At 75.0% G+C, this 15,636-nt stretch carries 17 protein-coding genes and 1 tRNA gene; 8 read left to right on the forward strand and 10 right to left on the reverse strand.

Going from position 1 to position 15,636, the window contains the following annotated elements; genetic code table 11:
- Window positions 1–108: 108 nt before the first annotated feature.
- The 7 genes from AB0O09_RS18845 to AB0O09_RS18875 all read right to left on the reverse strand — a co-directional run bounded on the left by AB0O09_RS18845 (window position 109) and on the right by AB0O09_RS18875 (window position 6,661).
- On the reverse strand, window positions 109–888 hold the full coding sequence (locus tag AB0O09_RS18845) for an alpha/beta hydrolase (RefSeq protein ID WP_363542770.1): 780 nt from the start codon (window positions 886–888) through the stop codon (window positions 109–111).
- Window positions 885–1,847, reverse strand: a complete 963-nt coding sequence (locus AB0O09_RS18850; protein ID WP_363542771.1) for a Rieske 2Fe-2S domain-containing protein — start codon at window positions 1,845–1,847, stop codon at window positions 885–887. Before AB0O09_RS18850 ends, AB0O09_RS18845 begins: the two co-directional genes overlap by 4 nt.
- Window positions 1,848–1,849: 2 nt before the next feature.
- On the reverse strand, window positions 1,850–3,097 hold the full coding sequence (locus tag AB0O09_RS18855; protein WP_363542772.1) for an FAD-dependent oxidoreductase: 1,248 nt from the start codon (window positions 3,095–3,097) through the stop codon (window positions 1,850–1,852).
- Complete coding sequence (locus AB0O09_RS18860; RefSeq protein WP_363542773.1) at window positions 3,094–4,299, reverse strand: cytochrome P450; 1,206 nt, start codon at window positions 4,297–4,299, stop codon at window positions 3,094–3,096. The genes AB0O09_RS18855 and AB0O09_RS18860 overlap by 4 nt, the downstream gene beginning before the upstream one ends.
- A 76-nt stretch (window positions 4,300–4,375) precedes the next feature.
- Window positions 4,376–5,269, reverse strand: a complete 894-nt coding sequence (locus tag AB0O09_RS18865) for an ABC transporter permease (RefSeq protein ID WP_363542774.1) — start codon at window positions 5,267–5,269, stop codon at window positions 4,376–4,378.
- Complete coding sequence (locus AB0O09_RS18870; RefSeq protein ID WP_363542775.1) at window positions 5,266–6,168, reverse strand: ABC transporter ATP-binding protein; 903 nt, start codon at window positions 6,166–6,168, stop codon at window positions 5,266–5,268. The genes AB0O09_RS18865 and AB0O09_RS18870 overlap by 4 nt, the downstream gene beginning before the upstream one ends.
- 127 nt (window positions 6,169–6,295) lie before the next feature.
- A complete protein-coding gene (locus AB0O09_RS18875) occupies window positions 6,296–6,661 on the reverse strand; it encodes a hypothetical protein (RefSeq protein WP_363542776.1) in 366 nt (121 codons plus the stop codon).
- 416 nt (window positions 6,662–7,077) lie between these two features.
- Here AB0O09_RS18875 and AB0O09_RS18880 point away from each other — a divergent pair, with 416 nt between their 5' ends.
- The 5 genes from AB0O09_RS18880 (at window position 7,078) to AB0O09_RS18900 (ending at window position 11,010) form a co-directional block, all read left to right on the forward strand.
- On the forward strand, window positions 7,078–8,391 hold the full coding sequence (locus AB0O09_RS18880) for a cytochrome P450 (protein WP_363542777.1): 1,314 nt from the start codon (window positions 7,078–7,080) through the stop codon (window positions 8,389–8,391).
- Window positions 8,388–9,263 carry a methyltransferase domain-containing protein gene (locus tag AB0O09_RS18885; protein ID WP_363542778.1) on the forward strand — a complete coding sequence of 292 codons (876 nt, stop codon included), beginning with the start codon at window positions 8,388–8,390 and terminating at the stop codon, window positions 9,261–9,263. The genes AB0O09_RS18880 and AB0O09_RS18885 overlap by 4 nt, the downstream gene beginning before the upstream one ends.
- Before the next feature lie 43 nt (window positions 9,264–9,306).
- Complete coding sequence (locus tag AB0O09_RS18890; protein WP_363542779.1) at window positions 9,307–9,492, forward strand: hypothetical protein; 186 nt, start codon at window positions 9,307–9,309, stop codon at window positions 9,490–9,492.
- 221 nt (window positions 9,493–9,713) lie between these two features.
- Window positions 9,714–10,337: a hypothetical protein gene (locus tag AB0O09_RS18895; RefSeq protein WP_363542780.1), complete on the forward strand. Its 624-nt coding sequence runs from the start codon at window positions 9,714–9,716 to the stop codon at window positions 10,335–10,337.
- A 109-nt stretch (window positions 10,338–10,446) separates the two neighbouring features.
- On the forward strand, window positions 10,447–11,010 hold the full coding sequence (locus AB0O09_RS18900; RefSeq protein ID WP_363542781.1) for a flavoprotein: 564 nt from the start codon (window positions 10,447–10,449) through the stop codon (window positions 11,008–11,010).
- Between the two features lie 61 nt (window positions 11,011–11,071).
- On the opposite strand, the gene AB0O09_RS18905 is transcribed toward AB0O09_RS18900, so the two are convergent.
- Both AB0O09_RS18905 and AB0O09_RS18910 read right to left on the reverse strand, forming a co-directional pair.
- Window positions 11,072–11,144: transfer RNA gene (locus AB0O09_RS18905), tRNA-Lys, on the reverse strand.
- Window positions 11,145–11,265: 121 nt separating this feature from the next.
- A complete protein-coding gene (locus AB0O09_RS18910) occupies window positions 11,266–11,940 on the reverse strand; it encodes a nucleotidyltransferase domain-containing protein (RefSeq protein WP_363542782.1) in 675 nt (224 codons plus the stop codon).
- A 139-nt stretch (window positions 11,941–12,079) separates the two neighbouring features.
- On the opposite strand from AB0O09_RS18910, the gene AB0O09_RS18915 reads away from it, so the two are divergent.
- On the forward strand, window positions 12,080–13,288 hold the full coding sequence (locus tag AB0O09_RS18915; RefSeq protein ID WP_363542783.1) for a crosslink repair DNA glycosylase YcaQ family protein: 1,209 nt from the start codon (window positions 12,080–12,082) through the stop codon (window positions 13,286–13,288).
- 68 nt (window positions 13,289–13,356) lie between these two features.
- Here the strand turns inward: AB0O09_RS18915 and AB0O09_RS18920 are convergent, their stop codons facing one another.
- Window positions 13,357–13,920 carry a transglutaminase family protein gene (locus tag AB0O09_RS18920; protein ID WP_363542784.1) on the reverse strand — a complete coding sequence of 188 codons (564 nt, stop codon included), beginning with the start codon at window positions 13,918–13,920 and terminating at the stop codon, window positions 13,357–13,359.
- An 82-nt stretch (window positions 13,921–14,002) separates the two neighbouring features.
- Here AB0O09_RS18920 and AB0O09_RS18925 point away from each other — a divergent pair, with 82 nt between their 5' ends.
- Both AB0O09_RS18925 and AB0O09_RS18930 read left to right on the forward strand, forming a co-directional pair.
- Entirely contained in the window at window positions 14,003–14,752 is a 750-nt protein-coding gene (locus AB0O09_RS18925) for an SDR family oxidoreductase (RefSeq protein WP_363542785.1), read from the forward strand.
- 67 nt (window positions 14,753–14,819) lie between these two features.
- Window positions 14,820–15,632 (forward strand): tyrosine-protein phosphatase, encoded by an 813-nt coding sequence (locus AB0O09_RS18930; RefSeq protein WP_363542786.1) that lies wholly within the window; start codon window positions 14,820–14,822, stop codon window positions 15,630–15,632.
- The last annotated feature ends 4 nt before the right edge of the window (window positions 15,633–15,636 follow it).

The raw sequence follows: 15,636 nt of genomic DNA on the forward strand, positions 1-15,636 counted from the left end.
TGCGCGGTCCGGATGGGGCTCACCGTACGAACCAGGGCTCGGCCCGGATTCGTCACGATGCCCGATCCCGGACTGCGCAGTTCCCCGCGCCCCTGCGTGGTTCTGTCCTCAGGCGAGGTGCTGGGCGAGGGTGGGGGCGAGGGTCTCGGGGCGTTCGAGGAGGGGGAGGTGGCCGGTTTCGGGGAGGGTGAGGAGGCGGGCGTCCGTGAGGGTGTCCCGGAGGAGCTCGCCGTTGCGGACGAACGCCGGCATGTCCTCGTCGCCGACGACGACCAGGGTGCGGGCGGTGATCCGCCGCAGGTCGTCCGGGGTGTGCCGGTGCGCGGTGAGGGCGTCCATGGCCCGGTTGCCGAGTTCGGCCCAGCCGTGGCGGGCGACGACGGCCCGCAGGGACGCCCGGAGGGCGGGGTGCCGCAGGGTGCCGGTGAAGATGTCGGGCGGGGACTGCATCCACAGGTCGGCGAGTTGTTCGCCGGGGCCGGTGAGCCGGTGCAGCATCATCAGCTGGCGGTACCGCAGCCGGGCGGAGTCCTCGTTGGGGGTGCCGGCGAGGGTGGGTGCGGCGAGCACCAGCCGTTCGACGAGGTCGGGCTCCTGGAGGGCGAGTTGCAGGGCCGAGGTGGAGCCGAAGGAGAGTGCCACGACGCGTCGGGCGCCGGTCTCCCGGGCGATGTCGGCGAGCCGTGCGGCGAGTTCGGGCAGGGTGAGGCCGGGGGTGAGCGGTGCGGAGCGGCCGTGTCCGGGCAGGTCGACGCCGATGTGGGTGTGGCCGGGCAGCAGCTGCCAGAGCGGCTGCCAGACGGTGGAGTCCATGGTGTAGCCGTGCAGCCAGAGCACGGCGGGTCCGCTGCCCTCGGTGTGCAGGTGGAGGCCGTGCGGGCCGGTCATCGGGCACCGCCCGGGGCCGTGCGGGTGGCGAAGTCGGCGCAGAAGGCGCGGAAGGCGAGGACGGGTTCGTCGCGGGCGTCGTACCGGGGCACGGCGTGCGGGTCGAGGTTCTCCCAGACGACCTTGTCCTCTTCGAGGGCCTTGCGGCTGCCGCCGACGAGGGCGGGCAGGGCGGCCTGCTGGTCCGTGCGGACGCCGATGGCGACGCGGGCGGTGCAGCCGCCGCCGGGGGCGGGGACGGAGCCGGTGACGATGACGTGGAGTTCTTCCGGCGGGCCGAATTCGGTGACGACGACGGAGGGGCTGAAGGCGCGGGCGAGGAAGCGGGGCCGGTAGTCCCAGCGGACGGTGCGGGTGCGGATCGCCTGCCAGCGGATCTCTTCGAGCCGGCGGGCGTCCTGCCAGGGCGAGGTCTGCATGAGGAACTCGCCCTCGATGACGAGTTCGCCGCTGTCGCCGGTGCGGGCGGCCATGCCGCGGGTGCCGGGCACGCCGTGCACGGCCTTGAAGTGGTCGGGGTCGAAGGCGTTCTCGACGACGTACGCGGGGTGGACGTCGACCTGCAGGCCGACGGCCTCGACGAGCGGGTGGGTGTCGGCCCAGCCCTTGACGGCCTGTTCGAAGCCGCGGTCGCCGTCGGGATCGTCGGAGAGCCGGACGAAGAGGGCGTCGCCCCAGGCGAGGACGGTGTGCTCGGCGACCGACCAGTGCTTGTCGGGGTCGCCGAGGGCGATCCGCTTGCCGTGGAAGGGGCAGACCACGCAGTCGCCCTCGCGCCGGCCGCCGAAGCCCAGGTGGGCGCCGCGGTGCGGGCAGGTGGCGTCCAGGACGCGGACGCGGTCGCCCTCCTTGACGGCGATGAGGCGGTGGCCGCCGACGGCGAGCGGGGTGATGTCGTCGGTGAGTTCGGAGCGGAAGGCCAGCAGGTACCAGCCGTGGTGCGCGGTCGTCTGTTCCATGGTCATCGTTTCGCCAGTGCCTCGATCAGTTCCTCGGCGGCCCGTTCGCCGCTCGCCAGGGCGCCCTGGACCCAGGGCAGCCGGTGGCCGGTGACGGTGGCCTCGCCGGCGAAGAAGATCGCCCCGGCGAGGGGTTCGGCCCACTGCCGGGCGGCGTCGCCGGCGGTGGCCGAGGGGGCGGTGAACGCGCCGCCGGCGTAGGGGTCGCGGCCCCAGTCGGCCGTCTCGGTGTCCGACACCGCGGCGCCGGCCGTCCAGGGCAGGGCGGTGGCGAGCAGGGCGGTGAGTGCGGCGGGGTCGGCGGCGGCGGTGCGCAGCCGGTCGGCGGCGGCGGCCTTGGCGACGAACAGCACCTCGGGGCGGCCCTCGGCGCAGCGGAGGAAGCCGCCGGTGCCGTCGGTGTCGAGGACGATCGCGGTGGCGGGCGCGGGCCGGTCCAGCACGGCGACCAGGCAGTAGCCGTCGCCGAGCGGCAGCCGGGCGGCGGCCGCGGTCCTGGCGGCGAGTTCCTCGGCGGGCAGGCCGGTGAGGCGGAGTCCGCCGGCGGTGAGGACGGCCGGGGGCACGGTGACGACGGCGGCAGCGGCGGCGGTGGCGTGGCCGGCGGCGGTGCGGGCGGTCACCCGGCCGTCGGCGCAGTGGAGTTCGTGGACGGGGTCGCCGAGCCGGACGTCCAGGCCTTCGGCGAGCAGCCGGGGCAGCCGGTCGAAGCCGCCGCGGACGGCGTACTCGCCGTCGCCGACGTGCTCGCCGCGGTGGGCGGCGGCGATGCCGCGGGTGCCGATGAGGGCGGGGTCGGCGGCCCAGTTCTGCCGGAACCACTCCTCGGCGGCGCGGCGTTCGGCGCCGGTGCTGCCGCGGGCGGTGAGCCAGCCGTCGACGGACAGGCCGGCCGGGCCGGGGTCGGTGTGCAGGGCGGCTTCGAGCAGCCAGGGGGCGCGGCGGCCGCGGCCGAGGACGTCCATCGGGCGGTCGGTGCCGTCCTCGACGATCCGGGCGGTGATCCGGCGCGGGACGGCGGCGGTGTTGCCGGTGCCGACGAGGGTGTGCACGGGGTTGCGGTCGCCGTGCACCACCTGGGCGCCGAGCTCCAGCGGGGGGCCGCCGTCGGCGGGCCGATGGGTGCGGATGCGGCCGCCGACCCGGTCGCGGGCCTCGTGGACGGTGACGGTGAGCCCGGCCCGGTGCAGTCGGCGGGCGGCGGCCAGGCCGGCGGCACCGGCGCCGACCACGACGACGTCGGTGCTCATCGGGCCTCCCCGGCGGGGCAGAGGTCGACCGGGTAGGCGCGCAGCCGGCGCGGCACCAGGGTGAGGTCCCAGGCGGCGGGACCGTCGGGGCCGCGCAGCGCGGGGAAGCGGCGGACCAGCCGGGGCAGCAGCAGTGCGCCGGCCTGGCGGACCAGCTGGGCGGCGAGGCAGAAGTGCGGGCCGCCGCCGAAGGCGAGGTGCGGGTTGGGGTGGCGGTCGAGCCGCAGGGTGTCGGGGTCCTCGAAGACGTCCGGGTCGCGGTTGGCGGCGGCGATGACGGCGAGCACCCGGGCGCCGGCGGGCAGGGTGCCGCCGGTCAGCGGCACGGGTGCGGTGGCGACCCGGGCGGTGAACGGGATCGGCGCCTCCAGCCGGAGCAGCTCGTCCACGGCGAGGCGGGCGAGGTCGTCGTCGGCGGCGGCGAGGCGGCGGACGGCCGCCCGGTCGGGCAGAAGCGAGTGCAGCGCGTTGCCGACGAACTCGGCGAGCGGCTGCCAGCCGCCGACCACCGCGAGGTTGAGGATGCCGAGCATCTCGGGCCGGGTGAGCCGGGTGTCCGCGGCGAGGGCGGCGAGCGGCACGTCGGCGCCCTGGGCGGTCAGCCGGACGGTGTGGGCGTCGAGGTAGCGGCCGAGGGCGGTGGCGGCGGTGCGGCCGAGGGCGGCCCGCGCGGGCGGGGCCATCGGGTCGAGGTTGGCGGAGGCGGCCCGGGCGAGCGTCTCGAAGCGGGTGAGCTCGCCGTCGGGCAGGCCGAAGAGCCGGGCGAAGACGGCGGTGGCGAGCGGGCGGCCGATGTCGGCGACGGCGTCCGGCCGGCCGGAGGCCGTCGCGAGCCGGTCGAGCAGGGCGTCGGTGTCGGCGGCGATGCCGTCGGCGACGGAGCGGACGGCGGCCGGGCCGAGCAGCAGCGCGCCGGGGGCCCGCAGCCGGTGGTGGTCGGGCGGGTCGGTGGTGAGCATCGACGGCGGGAGGGCGTCCTCGCGGGCGCGTTCCCGCTGTCCGCGGGCGGCGGACAGCCGGGGGTCGCGGAGCACGGTCGCGCAGTCGGCGTGCCCGGTGACCAGCCAGAAGTCGGAGGCGGTGTCGTGGTGCACCGGGTCGTTGGCCCGCAGCCACCGGTAGGCCGGGTACGGGTCGGGACGCCCGGCGGGGGCGAACGGGTGGATCAGGTGCTCGGGCAGCCGCACCGGCGCCGTGGTCATCGGGGCGACTCCTGACTGTCGGTGGGCGTGCTCGGTGCTGCGCGGCCGGGTCCCGCGGGACCCGGCCGGCGTGCCGTCAGCGGACCCGGGGACCGCGCCAGCGGAAGGTCATGGCGGTGAGGACGAGGCCGCCCAGCGTCCACAGCGCGAGGACGAGGGCGATGTGCCCGAGTTCCCAGTTCCCGGCGGGTTCGACGGCTTGGAAGGAGTCCGGCAGGAACACCGAACGGAAGCCCTGCGCCATCCACTTGACGGGGAAGAACGCGGCGGTGGTCTGCATCCAGTGCGGCAGCTGGCCGAACGGGAAGAACACGCCGGAGATGAACTGCAGCACCATGAAGACCGGGGTGACCACGGCCGCCGCGGAGCGGCTGTTGGGGATGGCCGCGGAGTAGGCGGCGCCGGCCATCGCGCAGGCGACCGTGCCCAGGGCGAGGTCCCAGCCGAGGGTGGCCCAGCGCTCGGCGGTGCTCGGCAGCGGCAGCCCGAACAGGGTGAGCGCGATGCCGAGCAGCAGCGCCGTCTCCAGCACGGTGGTGACCACGACCCGTACGAGCTTGCCGACGAAGTACGCGGACTTGGGCATCGGGGTCATGGCGAGCCGGCGGACGGTGCCGGTGTCCCGCTCGATGGCGACGTTGATGGCGAGGCCCGAGAAGGAGGTGCTCATCACGCCGGCGGCGATGATGCCGGCCATGAACACCTGCTTGAGGTCGGTGTCGGTGCCGGCCACCTTGCCGGAGAAGATCGAGCCGAAGACGACCAGCAGGATCACCGGGAACATCAGGGTGAAGACCAGGGACTGCTTGTTGCGGAAGAACGCCCGCAGTTCGACCCGGGAGCGGGCCGCGCCGGCCCGCCAGACGCCCGGCATCGGCGCGGTGCGGCGCGGCTCGCGGGCCGCACCGTCGGCCGGGGCGGCCTGGCCGGTCCGGGCCGGGGAGTTCGGGGAGGCCTCTGCGAGAGTCATCGGGTGCCCTCCTCGGCGCCGTCGACGGGGTCGGTACCGCGGTCGGTGCCGCCGATGTTCTGCCGGATGAGGTCCAGGTAGACGTCCTCCAGGGTGGGGCGGTGCACCCGCAGTTCGGGCAGTTCGGCGACGCCCGCCTCGCGGGCCCACGGCACCAGCACCGACAGCAGTGCGGTGGGGGTGTGGGTGCGGATCCGCAGCAGGCCGTCGGCGGTGGCCGGTTCGGCCTCGGCGCCGTGCGGCAGGTGCGGCAGCAGGCGGTGCGCGAGCTCCGGCGGTGTCCGGAAGGAGACCGTGGTCGGAGTCTTCGCGCGGTCGCCGAAGTCGGCGAGCGGCCCGTACTGGACCACCCGTCCGGCGACGATCACCGCGGCGCGCTGGGCGAGCGTCTCGGCCTCGTCGAGGTAGTGCGTGGTGAGCACGGTGGTGCGGCCGCGCTCGGAGAACCAGCGGACCAGGTCCCAGGCCTCCCGGCGGGCCACCGGGTCCAACCCGGTGGTGGGTTCGTCCAGGAAGATCAGGTCGGGGTCGCCGACGATGCCGACGGCGACGTCGAGCCGGCGGGCCTGGCCTCCGGAGAGGTCGGTGCTCTGCTTCTTCTCGTGCTTGCCCAGTCCGACCATGTCGATGACCTGGCCGACCGGGAGCGGCGCCGGGTAGAACGCCGCGAAGTGCTCCACGACCTCGCGCACCGTCAGGTCGTTGTACGCGCCGGTGGTCTGGGGGACGACCCCGATCCTGGCGCGCCACTCGCGCCGGTCCTCGGCCGGGTCGTGGCCGAGGACCCGCACGTCACCGCCGGTTCGCTGCCGGACACCCTCCAGGATCTCGACGGTCGTCGTCTTGCCCGCGCCGTTCGGCCCGAGCAGGGCGAAGACCTCGCCTGCGTGAATGTCCAAATCCAGACCCTGTACCGCGTGCCAGTCGCCGTAACTCTTGCGAAGGCCGCGGACGGAGACGGGGTTCTCCCCGACGGCGGTAGCCACTTGGATCGCTCCTAGGTGGTGATCAGGTTGATCGGTGGGATCAGGTGCAGCAGCACGGGCAGCAGCAGGAGTTGCCGCCGGCCGCGATGTCCGACAGGTCGCCCTCGCTGAGCTCGGCGGTGTCGATCTGCGGGGTCTCCGGGATGTGGAACTCGTAACGACCGGTCGCGAGGCCGATCTCGAAGAGCTCGACCTGGACCTCCAGGTTGCCCTCCTGCTCGCCCTCGGCGGCGGTGTTGACGATCACGATCTCGGCGTCGGCCGGGAGCTCCAGGCCGGCCTCGGCGAGCGCGGCACGGGCGTCCGTCCGAAGACGGGCCGCGTACTCCTCGCTCGACCAGGCGCTGATCAGGGCGCGGGTGTAGCCGTTGACGAACTCGGCCCGCTTCCGCTGGTCCAAAGCCATAAGACTTTTCCTTTTCTCGGTTCCGGACTTCACCGGCGGCGCCTTGCTGCGCTGCCGACAAATGAACGATGACATGCCGGGAAATGGCCTGCCAAGACGTCAGTTCCGGTGCCGAGAGTAAGTATTGAGCACGTCGGGGGCGTGCGGTAGATTTCGGGCGGCGAGATGGCAGGAATGCGTATGGGAATACGCATCGGAATACGCATCCGAATACGTACGGCGGCAGGATGCGTACGCATTCGGCGAATTCCTTCTGCGTATCGCGCCGGGCCTACGCATCCGCGTACGCCGCCGCAGCCGACCCGAAGGGACACACGGACGTGGTCCGAACCGCGCCTACGCACCCGGGCCCGCGCACCCCGGGCTCCGACCGCTCCGGGCTGCCGCTGCCGCCCGGTCCGCCGGAGGAGATCGACATGGCGGTGATGCGCGAGGCACCGCTCGCCTTCATCACCGACCTGGCCCGTACCTACGGCGACATCACCCGCCACCGGGCCGGCGGGGACACCGTCTACCTGCTGAACCGGCCCGAGTACGCCCGGCACGTCCTCAAGGACAACGGCGCCAACTACACCAAGCAGGACACCCCGGATGACGCCATGCTGCGTCCGCTGCTCGGCAACGGCCTGCTCACCAGCAACGGCGCCGACTGGGCCCGCCAGCGCCGGCTCACCGCGCCCGCCTTCCGCCCCAGCTCGGTGCGGAGCTTCGACGGCATCGTCACCGAGGCCACCACGGCGCTGCTGGAGCGCTGGCGCCCGTCCGTCGAGGCGGGCAGCCCGATCGCCGTGGACGACCACCTCACCGCGCTGACCCTCGGCATCCTCACGCACGCGATCCTCGGCGCCGACATCGACGGGATCGGCGAGGGCTTCGGCCGCGCCGTCGACGCCGTCAACCGGTGCATCGGCCACTACGTGCCCGACCCGGACCCGGACCCGGCCGACACCGCGCAGCGCTACGCCGCCTTCAGCCGGGCGCGGGTCTTCCTCAACACGGTGACCCGTACCCTGATCGCCTCCCGGCGGGCGGCCGGCTGCCCGGTCTCCGGCGGCGACGCCGTCGGGGGCACCGACGGCGGGGCGGGGAACCTGCTCGACACCATGATGTCCGGCGACCACCTGGTCTCCGACGAGGACCTCCGCGACCAGGTGCTGACCATCGTCATGGCCGGCCACGAGACCACCGCCAAGTCGCTCAGCTGGACGCTCTACCTCCTCGACCGCCACCCGGAGGAGGCGGCCAGGGTCCGCGAGGAGATCGACCGGGTGCTCGGCGGCCGCCCGCCGACCGCCGCCGACCTGCCCGACCTGCCGGCCTGCCGGCGGGCCGTCCAGGAGGCGATGCGGCTCTACCCGCCGGTGTGGCTGATCTCGCGGCGTGCGATCGGCCCCGACGTGATCGGCGGCTACCGGGTGGAGCCCGGCACGCTCGTCTGCGTCAGCCAGTGGGTGCTGCACCGGCACCCCGACCACTGGGACGCGCCCGAGGAGTTCCGCCCGGACCGCTTCGACGGCGCGTCCTTCCCCAGCCACCTCTACCTGCCGTTCGGCGGCGGCGACCGGATCTGCGTCGGCCAGCACTTCGCGCTGCTGGAGGCCGTCCTGGTGCTGGCCACCCTGCTGCAGTCCGTCCGCCTGGAGGTCGTCGACGGCCTCGCGGTCGAGCCGGAAGCCCTGGTGACGCTCCGTCCGAAGAACGGCATGACGATGATCGCGAGGCCCCGATGACCGCCCCCACCGCTCCTTCCGACGCGCCCGCCCCGGACCGCCCGGTCGGCGGCTCCTACGACCCGGCCCGCACCACCGGCGGCGGCCTGGCCGCCGAACTCGACCGGCTGGAGGCGCAGGCCGCGCTCTCCTTCACCGAGGAGCTGCACCTGCTGCGCGAGCTCGGCATCGCCGTCCCCGGCGGCACCGTGCTCGAACTCGGCGCCGGCCCCGGCGCGGTCACCCGCCGGCTGCGGGCCGCCCTGCCCGCCGACACCGCCCTGGTCGCCGCCGACATCGACGCCGAGCTACTGGCCCGGGCGGCCGGCCCCGGCGTCACCCTGCTCGTCGCGGACGGCGCCGACCTGCCGCTGGAGGACGGCAGCGTGGACTTCGTGCTGCTCCGGTACGTCCTCCAGCACGTGCCCGACCCGGCGGCGGTGCTCGCCGAGGTCCGGCGGGTGCTCCGGCCCGGCGGGCGGGTCGCCTGCACCGAGGTCGACTCCGCCTGCTGGGGCGCCGCCGACCCGTCCTACCCCGAACTCGCGGGCGTGCACGCCAAGATGGCCGCCGCCCAGCGGACGGCGGGCGGCGACCGCGCGATCGGCCGGCGGCTGCCCCGGCTGCTGCGCGCCGCCGGTTTCGAGGACGTCGTGCTGCGGCCCTTCGCCACCACCAACGACGACCACCCCACGGACGCCTTCGCCCCGCAGCTCGGCCCGCAGCGGCTGGAGCCGCTGGTGGCCCGGGGCGTCCTCTCGCTGGCCGAACTCGCCCTCGCGGCGGACCGCTGGAACCGCTTCCGGTCGGACCCCGACGCCTGGGTGATGCTGCTCGGCCTCACCGCCGCCGCGACCGCACCCGCGGGCCGCGGACCGCGGGCCGCCCGCTGAGGGCCCCGCACCACCACCCGCACCGCTCGACGAAAGGCATCGGATGAACCCCAACCTGAAGATCTTCATCACGATCTTCTGCTACATCAGCGCCGTGGCCGGTCTGGTCACCGCGGTCATGGACGCCAGCCACAAGCCCGCGCAGACCACCGACGCCGTCATCGCCGGCGTGCTCGGTGTGGCCTTCCTGTTCGGCGGCATCGCCCTGACCCGCAAGCCGCGCTACTGACCGGGCCAGGTGGCCGGGGCAGCGCTGCCCCGGCCACCGCCCGGCCGTTCGCCCCCACACCTGGACGCGAACATGACCGCGCGTCAGATCGGGAACCGGTTCCACCCCGGTGGTGTCAGTGGTGGACGGTACGTTCCTGCTGCGGCCCCGGGCCGCAGCAGGAACTCCGCCGCCCCGGGCACCGGCAGCAGGTGCGGGCGGCCACCCCGATCAGGAGAGTCATGAAGGCCATGTTCCGGAAGGCGCGCATCGCCACTTCCGCCCTCGCCGCAGCCGCCGTCGTCGGCCTGCTGGCCGCCCCGGCCGCGCAGGCCGCACCGGCCGGCGTCGCCAACCCCGACTTCGAGGCCGGAGCCAGCGGGTGGAACACGTTCTCGCTGCCGTTCGGCACCGGAATCATCACCGACGACCCGGCGCTGCCCGCACACTCGGGCACCTGGAAGGCCGAGCTCGGCGGCCACGGCCGGCCCGGCATGGACCGGATCACCCAGCAGGTGACGATCCCGGCCCTGCGGGTGCCGGTGCTGACCTTCTGGGTGCACATCGGCACCCCGACCCCGGCCACCTTCGGCTACCACGAGCTCACCGTCGAGGCCACCGCGCCGGACGGCACCCCGTACACCCTGGCGAGCCGGACGAACAAGGACAGCGGCAGCGGCTACCAGCAGGTCACCGTGACCCTGCCGAGCGCCTTCTACTCCTCCACCGAGCAGAAGGCCGTGATCTCCTTCTTCTCCGTGGACGACGCCGCCAACAAGGTGCCGTTCCTGATCGACGACGTCTCGATGGCCTACCGGCTGAAGACGTCCAGGCCGTTCTTCCCGCCGGTGCTGCTGAAGCCCTGATGCGACGTCCGTTCCGGTCCGCCGCCACGGGCCGGGACGGCGGGCGGCCGGCGGGGCAGGATGTCCCGGTACCCGCCACGCACCGTCGACCGCACCGGGGAGTCCAGGTTTGAGCGAGCAGTTGACCGAGCAGCACCGGCCGTTCCTCTACGTCGTCGTCTGCGCCGCGGGCATCGCGGCGGACGTGGGCACCCTGATCGGCGCCGCCCAGGACGAGGGCTGGGGCGTCGGCGTCATCGCCACCCCGACCGCACTCGGCTTCATCGACCGGGAGGCCGTCGAGGCGCGGACCGGCCACGCCGTCCGCTCGGCCTGGCGCACCCCGGGCAGCCCGCAGCCGCTGCCCTGGGCCGACGCGATCGCGGTCGCCCCCGCCACCTTCAACACCGTCAACAAGTGGGCCGCCGGCATCTCCGACACCCTGGCCCTGGGCATCCTCTGCGAGGCCCACGGCCTCGGCACGCCGACCGCCGTCCAGCCGTACGTCAACGCGGCGCAGGCCGCCCACCCCGCCTACGGGGCGAGCCTGGAGCGGCTGCGGTCGATGGGCGTGCTGTTCGGCGACGCCGTCCCGCACCGGGCCCGCACCGACGAGGGCCGCGCCGCCTACCGCTGGACGGCCGTCCTCGACCTGCTCCGCCCCGTCCTCACCGGCACGGGCGGCAACGGCTGAAACCGCCCCGGAACGCCGAAGTCCGGCACCGGGGAGCCGGTGCCGGACTTCGGCGGGACGGTGGGCCGCCAGGGGCTCGAACCCTGAACCTACGGATTAAAAGTCCGCAGCTCTGCCAATTGAGCTAGCGGCCCGCCGGCGGGCACGACCGTGCTGGTACAGCGCTCGCCGGGGCCGATCCTACCCGGTGATCCCCGGGGGGCCGCCAGGGGATTGTGCGCCGCGCCGCGCCTCGAACCGGTGCGCGGACGGGCGTCAGGCCGCCGGGTCCAGGTGGACGGCCCGGACCCGGCGCAGCCAGGCCTCGGCCGGGGCCTCGTCGGGCGCCGCCGGCAGCACACCGGGCCGGTCGAAGCGGGCCTCCGCCGAGGCGAGCAGCCCGGCCGCCTCCGCGGGCCGCTCGGCGTAGCGCTCGCCGAGCGCACGGACCCGCTCGGGGTCGGCGAGCCGCACGGTGACCTCGCCGGTCTCGTGCAGGGCGAGGCCCTGTTCGACCAGCCGGACGAGGTGCCGGGCGTGCTTGGCGGCCCTGGCCCGCGCGGCCGGGTCGGTGGTGTCCCGGGTCGTCAGCTTCCTGAACTGCTGGGTGGCGTAGCCGAGGTAGGAACGGCGGACGGCGTGCTCGCTGAGGAAGGACCGGCGGATGCCGATCAGCTCCTCGCCCAGCGCGGTGCGCACCTCGTACAGGTCCTCGGGCAGCCAGGCGAGTTCGGAGGCGGTGGGGTTGCAGTTCAGCGCGAGCCGGCACCACTTCGCCGCCTCGTGCAGGGTGCGGTCGGGCGCGGTGGTGACGTGCGACTCCGCGGGCCGCTGCAGGCCGTGGAACTCGACGGTGGGCGCGGCGAACAGGCCGAGCCGGTCGATGTCCGAGCCGGCGTGCGCCAGGCCGTACGCGGTGGAGCCGACGATGCCGGCGAGCAGGACGTGCACGGGCGTCTCCGTCCGTCGGGGGCCGGCAGAACCGGTGGGGGCTGAACGGGCAGTCTGCCGTGCGGCCGCCGCCGGGCGCGACCGAATTGTCGGTAGGTCGCTCCGGCCGCCCGTGCTCCGGCGCGCCGATACTGGGCCCATGGCGAACGGGCTGATGGACGGCGTGGTCCCGGCGGCGAAGCTCAGGGCCTGGTGGGCGCACCGGCAGTGGCTGACGGGCGGCCCCGAACCGGCGCACGCGGGCGCCTCCCCGGCCGAGGTGCTCACCGCGGCCGGCTGGGCCCGGTCGGTCGGCGGCGCCGCCCCCTACCTGGGCCTGTTCGCCCGGGCCGGGCTGGGCAGGGCGGCGGTGGACGCGGCGGTGGCCGCCCTGGAGGTGCACGAGCTGCCGTCCGCCCGCGGCTGCACCTACGTCCTGCCTGCGGCGGACTACGCACTCGGCCTGGCCGCCGGCGCGGGTGCCCCGGAGAGCGAGATCACCTCCGCGGTGAAGCATCTGGGCGTGACCCGGGACGAGATCGAGAAGCTCTGCCTGACCCTCGGCCACCTCCTGTCGCCCGACGACCCGTTGGAGCCGGCGGCGATCCGCGAAGCGGCGGGCGGGGCCGTCCGCCCGCTCGGCGAGGCGGGCCGCAAGCGCGGGGTGTCGACCACGCTGCCGCTGGCGCTGGGGCTGCTGCAGGCCCGCGGCCAGGCCCGCCGGGTGCCGGTCAACGGCCGCCTGGACCAGCAGCGTTACGGCTACGTCCGGTGGGACCAGCCGGTGAAGGGCTCCGCCGCGGAGCTCGCCGAGCGGTACCTGTCGTGGGCCGCGCCGGCGGCCGTCCGGCACCTGAGGTGGTTCACCGGGTTCACGGCGGCGACCGCCAAGGCCGCGCTGGCCCCGCTCGACCTGGTCACCCTGCCCGGCACCGACCTGCTGCTGCCGGCCTCCCTGGTGGCGGAGTTCGAGGCCTTCGTGCCCCCGGCCGAACCCTCGTACGCGCTGGTCGCCGGGATCGACGGCATCCACCTGCTGCACCGGGACCTGCCCCGGCTGCTGGACGCGGCCGACGCCGGACGGACCCTGCCGGGCGGGCGGGCCGGGCGCACCTTCGGCTCCGAGGCCGACCCGCAGACCCACGTCGTGGTGGACCGCGGCCGGATCGTCGGGCTGTGGGAGTACGACCCCGGGGAGCGGGAGATCGTGCACCGGCTGTACGTACCGGAGGACGCGGCGCTGCGCGCGGCGATCGACCGCACGGAGGCCTTCGTCCGCGACGAGCTCGGGGACGCCCGCGGCTTCGGCCTGGACTCGCCGAAGAGCCGTGCCCCCAGGATCGCCGCCCTCCGCGAGGCGGCTCCGTAGGCGCTCGGGCTGCCGCAGGGGCGCCGGGGCCACCGGGGTTGACCGCCCGAGCGCCCTCGAAGACGGTCCTAGAACGCGGTCGGGATGTAGTCGAAGGAGGCGACGCCCGGCACGCCCCGGGCGAGGCCGGCGGCCAGGACGGGCGGTACGGCGGCGTGCACGCCGGGCTCCAGCGGGACGTCGGGGTAGGCGAGCCGCTCCTCGGCCGGGGTGACGGCGAACCGGGCGTCCATGCCCGGCCGGTTGCCGCGCGCGTCGATCCGGACCCACTCCGACCGCCCGGGCAGCCGGTACGCGGCGAGGGCGTGCAGCACCTCCAGCCGCTGGTAGCACAGGCCGGCCGGGATTCCCTCGGCCCGCAGCAGCGCGACCAGCAGGTGGGACTTGCCGTGGCAGACGGCGTCGCCCGCGGCGAGGACGTCGGAGGCGCGGACGGCGGCGCTCCACCGGTCCACGTCGTAGGAGTGCGCCACCTCGTCGCGGACGTGCAGGTACAGGGCGCGCGCGGTCTCCTCGGCGCTCGCCCCGCGCAGGCTGCGGGCGAGCGCACGGATCGCGGGGTGGTCGTGGTCGATCGTGGCGTCGGCGGCCAGGTGGGCCCGGTCGTCGGCGGCTGCGGGTTGCGCGGTCATGCGGCCATCCTGCGGGGCCGGGGTGCGGGCCGACCGGGATTTCCACCCTTCGGGCACGGCCGGTTCGGCTACGGTCGGGGCCATGAGCGACGAAGTCCTTGTGGTCACCGGCGGCGGACGCGGGATCGGGGCCGCCACCGCCCGGCTGGCCGCGGCCCGCGGCCACCGCGTCTGCATCAACTACCTCAACGACGGCGTCTCGGCGCAGGCCGTGGTGGACGGCATCCGCGCCGCGGGCGGCACCGCGATCGCCGTCCGGGCGGACGTGAGCCGGGCCGACGGGGCGAGGCGGCTGTTCGAGGCGGTCGACGAGCGCCTCGGCACGCTGACCGGCCTGGTGAACAACGCCGGCACGCTGGAGAAGCAGTGCCGCCTCGACGAGCTGGACGAGGACCGGCTGGCCCGGATCTGGGCGGCCAACATCACCGGACCGTTCCTGTGCGCGGGGGAGGCCGTCCGCCGGATGTCCACCCGCTACGGCGGCCGCGGCGGGGCGATCGTCAACGTGTCCTCGGCCGCGTCCCGGCTGGGCTCGCCCAACGAGTACGTGGACTACGCGGCCTCCAAGGGCGCGCTGGACTCGATGACCCGCGGCCTGGCTCTGGAGGTCGCCGGCGAGGGCATCCGGGTCAACGCGGTGCGCCCCGGTCTGATCCACACCGGCATCCACGCGCTGGGCGGCGAGCCCGGCCGGGTCGACCGGGTCGCGCCGGGGCTCCCGATGGGCCGCGGCGGGCGGCCGGAGGAGGTCGCCGAGAGCATCCTCTTCCTGCTGTCGCCCGCCTCCTCGTACAGCACCGGGGCCTTCCTGGACATCGCCGGCGGGCGGTGAGCGGCGCGGCGGCACGGGTTTCGCGATCGGGCCCGCCCGGCGGGCCGGGCGGCCTACCGTTGGCCCCATGACCGAGAGCGAGTTCGACGACGCCGTCGACACCGACGCCGCTGTTACCGCCACCGCCTCCACCGTCACCACCGGTGCGACGTCCGGGGCGGTCGCCGACATCCCAGCACGCCTCGACTACCAGCGGTCCCGGCCGCACGGCACCGTCCCGGACGTGCCGAACTTCCGGGACGCCGGGGTGGGCACCGTCCGCCCCGGCGTGCTGTTCCGCTCCGGCACCCTCGCCCTGCTGACCCCGCAGGGCGCCCGGGCGCTGGAGGCGCTCGGCATCCGGGTCGTCGTCGACCTGCGCACGTCGACCGAGCGCAGCCGCTGGCCGGACGAGCGGCACGGGCTGGACTACCTGGACCACCACCTGCCGCTGCTGCCGGACCGCTCGGAGACGGGCGTCGAGTGGCCGTCCGGGTCGCTCCCGGTCTACCTCTTCATGGCCGAGACCGGCGGGGCCGCGATCGCCGGCACCGTCCGCCGGCTGGCCGCACCGGACGGGACGCCCGCGGTCGTCCACTGCGCCGTCGGCAAGGACCGCACCGGTCTGACCGTCGCCGTGGTGCACCACCTGGCCGGGCTGTCCGAGGAGGAGATCGTCGAGGACTTCCTGCGCTCGAACGTGCACCTCGGCCTGGACAAGGGGCCGGTGCCCTACCTCGACGAGAACGGCGAGGAGCAGCTCTCGCACCCGGTGGAGGCGGACAGCCTGCTCGCGGCGCTCGCCCGGATGCGCGAGCTGCACGGCTCGATCGAGGGCTACCTGCTCGCCCACGGTGTCACCGCGGAGGAACTGGCGGCCCTGCGCGCCAAGTTGGTCTGAGGGC

The sequence above is a fragment of the Kitasatospora sp. NPDC093679 genome (assembly GCF_040683455.1).
Taxonomy (GTDB): Bacteria; Actinomycetota; Actinomycetes; order Streptomycetales; family Streptomycetaceae; genus Kitasatospora; species Kitasatospora arboriphila.

Coding starts and splice junctions, on each gene's coding strand:
- AB0O09_RS18845 (WP_363542770.1), bottom strand. CDS start 888: ATGACCGGCCCGCACGGCCTCCACCTGCACACCGAGGGCAGCGGACCC.
- AB0O09_RS18850 (WP_363542771.1), bottom strand. CDS start 1,847: ATGGAACAGACGACCGCGCACCACGGCTGGTACCTGCTGGCCTTCCGC.
- AB0O09_RS18855 (WP_363542772.1), bottom strand. CDS start 3,097: ATGAGCACCGACGTCGTCGTGGTCGGCGCCGGTGCCGCCGGCCTGGCC.
- AB0O09_RS18860 (WP_363542773.1), bottom strand. CDS start 4,299: ATGACCACGGCGCCGGTGCGGCTGCCCGAGCACCTGATCCACCCGTTC.
- AB0O09_RS18865 (WP_363542774.1), bottom strand. CDS start 5,269: ATGACTCTCGCAGAGGCCTCCCCGAACTCCCCGGCCCGGACCGGCCAG.
- AB0O09_RS18875 (WP_363542776.1), bottom strand. CDS start 6,661: ATGGCTTTGGACCAGCGGAAGCGGGCCGAGTTCGTCAACGGCTACACC.
- AB0O09_RS18880 (WP_363542777.1), top strand. CDS start 7,078: ATGGCGGTGATGCGCGAGGCACCGCTCGCCTTCATCACCGACCTGGCC.
- AB0O09_RS18885 (WP_363542778.1), top strand. CDS start 8,388: ATGACCGCCCCCACCGCTCCTTCCGACGCGCCCGCCCCGGACCGCCCG.
- AB0O09_RS18890 (WP_363542779.1), top strand. CDS start 9,307: ATGAACCCCAACCTGAAGATCTTCATCACGATCTTCTGCTACATCAGC.
- AB0O09_RS18895 (WP_363542780.1), top strand. CDS start 9,714: ATGAAGGCCATGTTCCGGAAGGCGCGCATCGCCACTTCCGCCCTCGCC.
- AB0O09_RS18915 (WP_363542783.1), top strand. CDS start 12,080: ATGGCGAACGGGCTGATGGACGGCGTGGTCCCGGCGGCGAAGCTCAGG.
- AB0O09_RS18920 (WP_363542784.1), bottom strand. CDS start 13,920: ATGACCGCGCAACCCGCAGCCGCCGACGACCGGGCCCACCTGGCCGCC.
- AB0O09_RS18925 (WP_363542785.1), top strand. CDS start 14,003: ATGAGCGACGAAGTCCTTGTGGTCACCGGCGGCGGACGCGGGATCGGG.
- AB0O09_RS18930 (WP_363542786.1), top strand. CDS start 14,820: ATGACCGAGAGCGAGTTCGACGACGCCGTCGACACCGACGCCGCTGTT.